Annotated in this window: 8 protein-coding genes; 2 read left to right on the forward strand and 6 right to left on the reverse strand. The window is 61.6% G+C overall.

Going from position 1 to position 10,473, the window contains the following annotated elements; translation table 11 throughout:
* Positions 1–899: DMT family transporter (locus tag ACFFAR_RS14240; RefSeq protein WP_375508032.1), on the forward strand; the 899-nt coding region annotated here is incomplete at its 5' end.
* Here the strand turns inward: ACFFAR_RS14240 and ACFFAR_RS14245 are convergent.
* From ACFFAR_RS14245 to ACFFAR_RS14270, 6 genes are all read right to left on the reverse strand, one after another.
* Positions 900–1,844 (reverse strand): LysR family transcriptional regulator, encoded by a 945-nt coding sequence (locus ACFFAR_RS14245; protein ID WP_375508033.1) that lies wholly within the window; start codon positions 1,842–1,844, stop codon positions 900–902. It abuts the gene before it with no gap.
* Between the two features lie 117 nt (positions 1,845–1,961).
* The gene (locus ACFFAR_RS14250) at positions 1,962–3,125 is read right to left on the reverse strand and encodes a porin (RefSeq protein ID WP_174364426.1); all 1,164 of its coding nucleotides are present in this window, start codon (positions 3,123–3,125) and stop codon (positions 1,962–1,964) included.
* A gap of 233 nt (positions 3,126–3,358) precedes the next feature.
* Complete coding sequence (rsmA, locus tag ACFFAR_RS14255; RefSeq protein WP_061998533.1) at positions 3,359–4,177, reverse strand: 16S rRNA (adenine(1518)-N(6)/adenine(1519)-N(6))-dimethyltransferase RsmA; 819 nt, start codon at positions 4,175–4,177, stop codon at positions 3,359–3,361.
* Positions 4,178–4,212: 35 nt separating this feature from the next.
* Positions 4,213–5,196: a 4-hydroxythreonine-4-phosphate dehydrogenase PdxA gene (gene pdxA, locus ACFFAR_RS14260; protein ID WP_375508034.1), complete on the reverse strand. Its 984-nt coding sequence runs from the start codon at positions 5,194–5,196 to the stop codon at positions 4,213–4,215.
* 12 nt (positions 5,197–5,208) lie between these two features.
* Positions 5,209–6,582: a peptidylprolyl isomerase gene (locus ACFFAR_RS14265; RefSeq protein ID WP_062169261.1), complete on the reverse strand. Its 1,374-nt coding sequence runs from the start codon at positions 6,580–6,582 to the stop codon at positions 5,209–5,211.
* 136 nt (positions 6,583–6,718) lie between these two features.
* On the reverse strand, positions 6,719–9,106 hold the full coding sequence (locus ACFFAR_RS14270) for an LPS-assembly protein LptD (protein WP_062169259.1): 2,388 nt from the start codon (positions 9,104–9,106) through the stop codon (positions 6,719–6,721).
* 272 nt (positions 9,107–9,378) lie between these two features.
* On the opposite strand from ACFFAR_RS14270, the gene ACFFAR_RS14275 reads away from it, so the two are divergent.
* On the forward strand, positions 9,379–10,404 hold the full coding sequence (locus ACFFAR_RS14275; protein WP_174364274.1) for a phosphotransferase: 1,026 nt from the start codon (positions 9,379–9,381) through the stop codon (positions 10,402–10,404).
* The last annotated feature ends 69 nt before the right edge of the window (positions 10,405–10,473 follow it).

The following is a 10,473-nucleotide window of genomic DNA, read 5'->3' on the forward strand; positions in this document are numbered from 1 at the left end:
ACGCCACCGCCATCCTGTTGATGAGCGGCTTGTGCGCGGTGTGGGGCTTCCAGCAGGTCGCGATCAAAGGGGCGAACGTCTCGTTCCCGCCGTTGCTCCAGGCAGGCATTCGCTCCACCATCGCGACCGTGCTGGTGTGGTTCTGGACGCGTTCGCGCGGCGTGGCGCTTTTTCGTCGCGACGATACCCTCGGGTCCGGCCTGCTCGCGGGCGTGCTGTTCGGCGGCGAGTTCGTGTGCATCTTCCTGGGACTGACGCTGACCAGCGCCACGCGCATGGTCGTGTTCCTCTATACCGCGCCGTGCTTCATGGCGCTCGGCCTGCACTTCTTCGTGCCAGGCGAAAAACTTCGCCGCGTGCAGTGGATCGGCATTGCGGTCGCGTTCGGCGGTATCGCGATCGCTTTCGCCGACGGCTTCCTGCATCGGAATCCGGATACTGCATCGACATGGCAAGGCACGGCCGGCGATGCGCTCGGCGTCCTCGGTGGCGTCTTTTGGGCCGCGACCACGGTCGTGATCCGCGCCTCGCCGCTCGCACGCGTGAGCGCGAGCAAGACGCTGTTCTATCAACTGGGTGTATCGGCGATTGTCTTGCTCACGCTCGCCTTCGCGCTCGAGCAGACGCACATCGGCACGATCACGCCGACCGCGATCGCAAGTCTCGCGTATCAGGCGATCATCGTGGCGTTCTTGAGTTATCTCACGTGGTTCTGGCTGCTCACGCGCTACATGGCTTCGCGGCTTTCTGTGTTCTCGTTTCTCACGCCGATCTTCGGCGTGGCGTTCGGCGTGCTGCTGCTCGGCGATACGCTGACAACGCGCTTCATATTGGCGGCGGCACTGGTGGTGATGGGCATTGGGCTGGTGAATGCGCCGGCTGCGCGGGCGCGCGCCTGATCATCTTGAGCGGCCCGTTGCGCGGGCTGCCCGGGTTGCCTCGTTCATGATCTGCGCAGCAAGTCCGAGGGCGCCTTCGGCCGCCGCCGATTGCGTCCGGTCAGCGAGACAAACGAGCGCAAACTGCAAACCAAGCTTGCGCGGATGCACGATCGATACACGCACGAGCCGCTCATGAAGCACCTCGCGTTGCACCGATGAAGCCGTGCAAAACATGACGGCATCCGTGCGCGCGACGACGCTCTTCAACACGGCAACATCGTTGCATTCCAGATGCAGCGGAATCTCCTCGTGCGCGCGAAATTTCAGCAGCCGGCGCACGGCGTCCTCCATGAACGCCGACAACGATACCGACACCAGCGGATACTCCCGCAGCGCCGCGAGCGGCACGGGCGCACGGGCGAGCAGCGGATGCCCCTGCCGCACGAACCAGCCGCCGTCGTGACCGGTCAGCCGATGCATGGTGACATCGGGCGCAATAGCCGTTTCCCGGCGATCCACCACGACAAAATCCGCGCGTTCGGCGCGTAGCCGCTCCATCAACTTCCCCGCTTCGGCGATCTCCAGCGATATCTTGATGCTCGGGTATTTCCGCGCAAACTCCACGAGCATGTCTGGAAACAGAATATCGGCGGCATGCGCGCCGAGGCCGATCCGCACTTCGCCGAGCGCGTCGGAGCGGATGAGTTCGACATCGCGGAAAAGACAACGTGCTTCGAACAGCACGCGCCGCGCGCGCTCGACCAGCAGTTTTCCGGCGGCGGTCGTGGCGACGCCGCGGGCGGCGCGATCGAAGAGCTTGATATCGAATTCGTCTTCCAGCGCCTGAATGCTGCGGCTCAACGCGGGCTGGCTCAAATGCACGCGCTCCGCCGCACGCGCAAAGCTGCCCTCTTCGGCCAGCGCAACAAGATGCGCCAGTCGACGCGAATTGATCTCATGCATGATATGTGACGCAGCCCTGGATGTTTTTCTGCCTGTTTTCAACGCCGGCTGGTTATATCATCCGCACTCGTTTTCGCCGATGTTTTGAGGCGTTCGTCCGAACGCCTCAAAACATGTTCAGAAGCGATGGCGAATCCCGGTCATCACACCGATTTGCGTGCTTTTCTGCGCAAGGCCCGGCGCATTCACGCCCTGCAACTGCGCGCCGATCAGATCGCCCTTATAGCGCGAATAATCGGTTTCCAGATACACGTCGGTACGCTTGGACAAGTCGTAATCCGCGACGAGCTGGTACTGCCACGCCGAACCGTCCTGCGATTGCGCCTTGCCGTCCTGCAGCGTGCGCCACACGTTCGCCGCGAAATGCCAGGTGCTGCCCACCTCTTGCGTGATGCCGCCGAGGATCATCCGGCGGCGCTTGAAGTCCGAATATTTCAGCGCGGCCAGCCCGGGCGCGGAGAACGGTCCGTTGGCGAACGTGGTGAAGCCCTTGTCGTTCTGATTGACGATATAACCCAGTGCGAACCGCGTCTTGTTCCACGTGTACGATCCGCCGACGGTCCACGCCTTGGCATCGCTTCCGTTGATCGAGTCCTTGGTTTCCTTGAACGCGCCGCCAATCGAGACGGGTCCGCCTCCGGGTGTGAACGCCGCGGCCACGCCGTACTGGCTGCCATAGGACATCATGCCGGCGTTGCCGCTGAACGAATACGCGGTGGAAATGCGGAAGTCCTTGAACCTGCCGTGATACTGGATCTGGTTGCTGCTCCAGATGCCGCCCGTCATGGTCACTTCGGGCTGGAAGTTGAAGTCGTATGGAATCCATGGGTTGCTTGAGTAGCCGCCCATGGTGATGCCTTCGATCATCACGTTGTACTGGCGGCCGATCACAACCTGTCCATACGATGTCGACTGAATGCCGATCTGCGCTTCGTTGAAGAACGGCATGGTCGGATCGCTCTGGCCATTGTTCAGGAAGAAGCGGTTTTCGAGCTTGAACATGGTCGACCAGCCGCCCCCGAGATCTTCCACGCCCTTGATGCCCCAGCGGCTTTCGCTCATACCGCCCGGGCCCATGAGGAAGCGGCCATTACCCTGAGCGTCGGCATTCGAGAGATAGCGCATGCTGACGTCAGCGACACCGTAAAGCGTCACGCTCGACTGCGCATGGGCCGATCCGCAACTCAACGCTACAGGCAGTACGGCAATGCCCAACTTGCACCATTGCGAACGCCATTGGATGAATCTGCTTTTTGTCTCGGAAATTCCTAAAGTTTTCATGCGTCTCCCGTCTCTTTGTCATCTCGTAGTGCGAATCAAATCCGCACGCATCAGAATTCGTCGCGGCCGTGGCTTTGGGGCCGGGCTTGCGCGAACGCGTCGCTAATTTGAGGGCAAGGAGACGGTTAACTCCAGTGCATTCCTTGCATCGAAAGAATGCAGGGAATGCATGGAGTCAAGAGGGGAAAAGCGTCGAAAAGGAAGCGGGGAGAGGAAGAAACAACAACTGACGCTTAATTACTACGCGCCTGCGCCACCATCTGCGCGAGCTTCACGAATTCGGCCACCGGCACTTCTTCCGCACGCCGCGACAAATCGAAGCCGAGTGCATCGAAGTCGACCCGGTCACGATACACACCCAGCGTATTGCGCATCATCTTGCGCCGCTGCGAGAACGCGGCCAGCACGACTTCGCCGAGCACCTTGTCATCGACATCGGGCAGTTCGTTCGGCGCATACGGAATCATGCGGACGATCGCGGAGTTCACCTTCGGCGGCGGATTGAACGATTCGGGCGGGACGTCGATCAGCTTGTCGATTGAATAGCGGTACTGCAGCATCACCGTCAACCGGCCGAAGTCCTTCGTTCCCGGCTCGGCGATCATCCGGTCCACGACTTCGTCCTGCAGCATGAAATGCTGATCGATGACCTTCGGCGCAAACGCCGTGAGGTGGAACAGCAGTGGGCTGGAAATGTTGTACGGCAAGTTCCCGACAATCCGCAGCGACGGCGTGTCGCCTTCCAGCGCGAGCGAGCCGAAGTCGAACGCGAGTGCATCGCCAGCGTGCAATGCGAGTAGTTCGCCAAAACGCTTTTCAAGCCGCCCGATCAAATCGCGATCCAGCTCGACCGCGTGCAGCGGCGACTCGGGCGTGGACAGCCGCTCGATCAACGGCGCGGTCAGCGCGGCCAGCCCCGGCCCGATCTCGACCATGCGTTCGCCGCGTTTGGGATCGATGACATCGACGATCGAATCGATCACGCCCTGGTCAACGAGGAAGTTCTGCCCGAAGCGCTTGCGCGCGAAGTGGCCCTGGTGCTTGATGGACATCGGAGAAAACCGGTCAGGAACTGCAAATAAGGGGATCAGGCCGCGCGACGATGGCGCGCCATGGCAACAGCGGTATCGATGGCGACGATCAGGCTGCCCGGGTCTGCCCGGCCCGTGCCGGCGAGATCGAGCGCGGTGCCGTGATCGACGGAAGTACGGACGATCGGCAAGCCGAGCGTCACGTTGATGCCTTCGCCGAAGGTTGCGTACTTCAGGACCGGCAGGCCCTGATCGTGGAACATGGCAAGCACGCAATCGGCGTCTTTCAGATAGCGCGGCTGAAACAGCGTGTCGGCGGGATACGGACCCGGTGCATCGATTCCCAGTTCGCGCGCGCGCAACAGCGCCGGGGTGATGACATCGATTTCCTCGCGGCCGAGATAGCCGTTTTCGCCCGCGTGCGGATTCAGGCCGGTGACGAGAATGCGCGGCGCGGGCAAGCCGAACATGGCCTTCAGGTCGCGATGAATGATGCTTAGCGTTTCGACGATGCCATCCACCGTCAGCGCCGCCGATACATCCTTCAGCGGCAAGTGTGTGGTGGCGAGCGCGACGCGCAACGGCCGTTCGCCAGTGCCTGCGAGCATCATGACCACGCGCGGGGTATGCGTGCGCTCGGCGAGATATTCGGTGTGGCCGGTGAAGGGAACGCCGGCGTCGTTGATGGTGCTTTTCTGCAGCGGCGCCGTGACGATGGCGTCGAACCGTCCGCTGACCGCGCCGTCGATGGCCGTATCGAGCAGACCGAGCACGTAGCGCCCGTTCGCGGCATTAAGCTTGCCCGCTACAACGGGAACGCTCAGCGCATGGTGTTCAATCTCGATCGACGCATCGCCGGAAAGCCACGACGATGTACCCGCGCGCTGGGTCATCAGATCGCGGTCGGCGAGCACCGAGAACTTTACTTCTGGCCAGCGTGTAGCCGCGTCAGCCAGGGCCGCCACTGTCAGTTCAGGACCAACGCCGGCCGGCTCCCCGGTGGTGATGGCTATGGACAGTGAGCGGCTTGCTGGTTCCATTCGGACAACCTTTTACTGGTTCAGGGCCTGCTGTGCGGCGGCGCCCTTGTACTGGACGTAAGCGGTGTCACGCAGTTCACGCAGCCAGTCGGAATAAGCTTGCTCGGCCTTGCGCTGGCCGATGGCCTGACGCGCCAGATCAAGCTGTTGCTGCACCGAGCCTTCTGCTTCGCGACGTCCGAGCACCTGGATCAGGTGATAGCCGTATTCCGAACGCACCGGATCGCTGACTTCGCCGTCTTTCAGATTGTTCATGGCGCGCTCGAATTCCGGCACGGTTTCACCCGGGCTGATCCAGCCGAGATCACCGCCCTGCGATGCCGAGCCGTCCGACGAGTAAGTCCGTGCGTAATTGGCGAAATCGCCGCCCTTCGCCACGTCTGCCTTGATTTCAAGCAGCTTTTGACGCGCTGCCGGTTCCGACGTGCCATCGGTCACGCGCAGCAGAATGTGACGAACGTGCGTTTGCACGAGCTTGGGCGCATCGGCAGCCTGACCCTGACCCGTGCGGCGCTCGACCAGCTTGATGATTTCGAAGCCGCCGTCGGTACGGATCAGTTGCGGATTCACCTGGTTCGGACGCAGCGTCGCCACCGCCGTCACGATCGATGCCGGCAACGAAGCCTGCGTGCGGAAACCGAGATCGCCGCCCTTGGCGGCATCGGTGTCCTGCGTATTGTTCTTCGCGAGCTTCGCGAAATCCGAACCGCTCTGCGCGTCCTTCAATACGGCTTCTGCCTTCGCCTGGATCGCAGCAATGTCAGCCTGCGATGCGTTTTCCGGCACCTTGAACATGATGTGCTGCAGATGCAGGTCGTTGCCACCGCCTGCGTTCGGTCCGCGCTGGCTCGCGACGTAGTTCGCCACTTCCGCGTCCGACACTGTGATCTTGCTGTCCACCTCTTTCTCGCGCAGCTTCGAGAGCGTCAGCTCCGTGCGGGCATCGCGTTGAAAGGTGTCCCAAGGCACGCCTTGCGCCTCGATGCGCGCGCGGTAAACGTCGAGCGTCATCTGGTTTTGCTGGGCGAGACGCTCGAGCGTGCGCTGCACCGTGGGCGCGTCGATGGTGATGTTGTCTTCCTTCGCCTTCTGCAACTGAATGCGTTCCAGCACCATCTGATCGAGCACCTGGCGTTGCAACTGCGCGGCCGGCGGCACCGGCGCGTTCTGCTGCTGCAGACGGCGCACGATGAGGTTGCTGCGGTCATTGAGCTCGCGCTCGGTGATCACGTCATTGTTCACAACCGCGACGACGGAGTCCGCTATCTGCACGCCGCCCGGTGTGGCCGACAACGCCTGAGCGTGCGCCACCGGGCCGGTCAGGAAAGCCGCGGCGCATGCGCTTGCCGCGAACGTTGTCCACTTAAACTTGTTCATGTTTGACACAGATACTCCATCGATTGCGGCCGGTGACCGGCCCTATTACCTTGCGCTGCTGCGTGCCTTCTGCGCTCAACCCGCAAATATACGCCTCGGCGCATACCACCGGCACTTTCTGTCCTGACCGTTTCTATTCACGCGCTCATTCGTAGTTGGTGTAACGCGCGAGCGGCGCGGGCGGCGGCGGCGGCGGTGTGTAGCCGTTGACGCCGGCACGGAACGCCGCGGTCAGACCATTATCGACGTTCGACAGGCCCTTGAACGTCATTTGAGCCAGCACGCGAGTACCGGCGCTGTTACTGCCCGTGCTATTGACACCGTTTGCGTAACGCTGCACGCCGAGGCCGAGCGTCCAGCAGTCGGCATCGTACTGGAAGCCCAGCAACCCGTCGACGAGACGATGGCTCGCCAGATCGTAGTTCACCCGGCCGACGCTATAAATGTGTCGCGTGATCGGCCATTGTGCCGAGACCAGGATCTGGTTGATCGGCTGGGTGGACAACGTGGTTTCGTTCGCCCGCGTGTACCGGTAGCCAATATTGATGACCTTGCGCGCTTCGGGACTGAAGCCGAAACCAATGCTCGAGCGCACGAGCTGGTTGTTGTCGGCATTATATTGGAACGCAGTTTCCTGCGAAAAACCCGCGCCCAGCTTGAACGACGCACCCACGATCAAGTCTGAGTGCTTCGCCTGATCCAGCGACTGGCCTTCCGCAATCGTCACGCGCTGCGGCTGGAAATAATACTGCTGCGCGATGACAAAACGCGCACGTTCGTCGCCCGTTGCCGGGTTGATGAAACGCGAAGTCAGGCCGACCGTGAGACGGTTTGCATCCGCGATGCGGTCATTACCCGCGTAAGTGTTCGGCGTGTAGATTTCGGCAAGGCTGAAGTCGGCCTCGCCGGTATCGAAGACAGGCGCGAACTCCTGGTTCCGATACGGCGTGTACACGTAGTACAGCCGCGGTTCCAGCGTCTGGATGTAGTCCTGCCCAAACACCGTGACCGAGCGATCGAATACCAGGCCCGTGTCGAAGCTGACAGTCGGGATGGATTCCGTCAGGCTCTTCGGCTGGCCCACGGGCGTCCCGGAAGCCGTGCTGCCAAGCTGGCTCAGGTTATACGACGCCAGATGGTACTGGACCTTCGGCGTGACGAAATAACCCGGGCCCGTGACGCTGTAGCTCAAGTACGGGTTGAAGACCGCGCGCTGGCCCTTCGTTGCATCGTCGACGGTGGTCGTGAAGCGCGTGTAATCCATCTCCGCGCCGTAGTCGAAACCGCCTACGTTGTACTTGTTGTACAGCACGTTCAACTGCGGCTCGCGCGCATACGGCGCCACGGCCGGCGGCAGGGTCTGCCAGCGCTGCTCGCGGGCGATGATGGACCACGGGCCGTTGTTGTAGGTCAACCCGGCTTCCTGCTGATACAGCACTTGCGTGCCGTTCAGGAACTGGTTCGCGGCGTTGCCCAGGTCTTCCGGATACTGACTGTCCGAGACCTTGTTGTAGTTGATGTAACCCGCGAATCCGCCGCCGAAATTCTGCTGATGCTGAATGTAGATCGCATAACGGTTGGTATGCGTCTGCATGTCGTTCGGCAGGAATTCCCCGGTGATCGTGCCCGAATACGTAGGCGACAAATACCGGAAGGTCGACTGCAACTGAATCCCGCGCCGCGTCATCAGGCGCGGCGTTACCAGCAGGTCGCGGTTCGGCGCGATGTTGAAGTAATACGGCAGCGAGACTTCAAAACCGGTCGTCGAATTCAGCGATACCGTAGGCGGCAAGATCCCGCTGCGGCGTTCGCCGGTCAGCGGAAACGACATCCACGGGCTCGCGAACACCGGCACGCCCTGGAAGAACAACACGCCGTTATGGGCCACGCCTTCGTTCGCGCCGGTATCGAAGTCAAACGACGTGCCCTTGATGTACCACGCCGGGTCCGTCTCGCACGAACACGCCGTGTACGTGCCGTGGTCCACGCGGGTCTGCTCGTTGTCGATCAGGTCCGCTCGCGCAGCGCTGCCCGAGCCGTTCGACAAGTTGAAGCGATACTTCGGGTTCGTCATGTAACCCTCGTTCGCCTCCACCTTCAAGTGCGCTTCCGGGCCAATGAACGTATTGCCGTTGTTGAAGATCCTGACATTGCCGTAAGCATCGGCCATGTCGGTGTCCTGGTCGTAATGCAGCGCATCCGACTTGATCACCGACGTGTTGCGGCGCAGCTCCGCGGCTCCCTTCGCCGCCATGTCCTGGTCAGCCGTGCCTGAAGTGCGGTTGCCCAGTACGAACGTGGCAGGCTGATCGCCTTGCCGCAGCGGGCGTTCTTCGAGCTGGGGAGCGAGACGCAGGCTCCACGGGTCCCCGAGCGGCTGAGTGTCTGCTGCCGCGCCCGATAGCTGCGCGTTGGCAAGCGCCGGCATGAGGCCAGGCACCGCGATCAGCGCTGCGAACAGCCGCCGCCTGCGTGGCCGCTGATCACGCGACTCGCGCGATAAAACTTGTTTGGAAAGCTGTCGTGGCGGCATGTTTGAGTGCTGTTCAATCGCGTCACGCTCGGCGCTCGACGCCCGGGACGTGAGCACCCGGGCACAGCCACCGGAACTCGCGCCACCGGAGTACGGTTCGCTGCGAACGAAAATGAATCGATCGATGGATGGTTCGGGCGGTAACTCCTGACCTGCAAAAAGCCGCTAAGGCTTGCTGCAGGCCGGGGCGCCGGACGTTACACGCGATGCAAACGGAATGCTTAAAAAAGTCGTGGGGTATTATATGGCAAGACGTTTCACCCCTAGAATTTATGACGCCCCAAACCCCTGATTTTCGCGTTACACAGCTTCACGACTGGCTGCAAACCGTGGCCGAGCGATACGCACTGGATCTTGCCACGCTTGCTCCTGCTTCCACCGACGCCAGTTTCCGCCGCTATTTCCGGCTGGCCGCGCAAAGCGAGTTCGGCAACACGCTGATTGCCGTCGATGCCCCGCCGCCCGAAAAGTGCCGCGAGTTTGTCCAGGTGGCAGGCTTGCTGCGCGACGCGGGCGTGCATGTTCCGCACATCCTCGAAACCGATTTTAATGCCGGCTTCATGCTCGTCACGGATCTGGGCACCACGACCTACCTCTCCGTGCTCGACGAAAAAAACGCCCGGCCGTTGATGCGCGCGGCTATAGATTCATTGATCAAGTTCCAGGTGACATCGCGGGAAGGCGTCTTGCCCGCTTTCGACGAAGCGTTCTTGCGCCGCGAAATGGAACTGATGCCCGAGTGGTTCGTCGCGAAGCATCTCGGCCACACGCTGGAAACCGCCGAGCGCAAGGTGCTCGACGACACGTTCAACGTGCTCGTGCAAAGCGCGCTGGCGCAACCGCAGGTCTTCATGCTGCGCGACTTCATGCCGCGCAACCTGATGGTGGCCGATCCCAATCCCGGCGTACTCGACTTCCAGGACGCGGTGTATGGGCCGCTCAGCTATGACATTGCCTCGCTGTTGCGCGATGCGTTCATAAGCTGGGAAGAAGAGTTCGAGCTGGACTGCTTCGTCTACTACTGGGAAGGCGCGCGCAAAGCCGGCTTTCCCATCGATGCCGATTTCGGCGAGTTCTACCGGCAGATCGAGTGGATGGGATTGCAGCGCCATATCAAGGTGCTGGGACTGTTCGCGCGGATTTATCATCGCGATGGCAAGCCGCAGTATCTGGCTGATTTGCCGAGGTTTATCGGCTATGCACGCAAGGTGTCCGAGCGCTACAGGCCGTTGCGGCCGTTTGCGCGCCTGCTCGATACGCTCGAAGGCCGCGCCGTGGATGTGGGATATACGTTTTGAGCGCCGTGAATACGTTGACCACGGCCATGATTTTTGCCGCCGGCCGCGGCGAGCGCATGCGTCCGATGA

The sequence above is a fragment of the uncultured Caballeronia sp. genome, assembly GCF_964243625.1.
In the GTDB taxonomy this organism is placed as follows: Bacteria; Pseudomonadota; Gammaproteobacteria; order Burkholderiales; family Burkholderiaceae; genus Caballeronia.

Excerpts from the sequence above, each read along its gene's own strand:
- pdxA (WP_375508034.1), bottom strand. The coding sequence starts at position 5,196 with ATGGAACCAGCAAGCCGCTCACTGTCCATAGCCATCACCACCGGGGAG.
- rsmA (WP_061998533.1), bottom strand. The coding sequence starts at position 4,177 with ATGTCCATCAAGCACCAGGGCCACTTCGCGCGCAAGCGCTTCGGGCAG.
- ACFFAR_RS14275 (WP_174364274.1), top strand. The coding sequence starts at position 9,379 with ATGACGCCCCAAACCCCTGATTTTCGCGTTACACAGCTTCACGACTGG.
- ACFFAR_RS14250 (WP_174364426.1), bottom strand. The coding sequence starts at position 3,125 with ATGAAAACTTTAGGAATTTCCGAGACAAAAAGCAGATTCATCCAATGG.
- ACFFAR_RS14245 (WP_375508033.1), bottom strand. The coding sequence starts at position 1,844 with ATGCATGAGATCAATTCGCGTCGACTGGCGCATCTTGTTGCGCTGGCC.
- ACFFAR_RS14270 (WP_062169259.1), bottom strand. The coding sequence starts at position 9,106 with ATGCCGCCACGACAGCTTTCCAAACAAGTTTTATCGCGCGAGTCGCGT.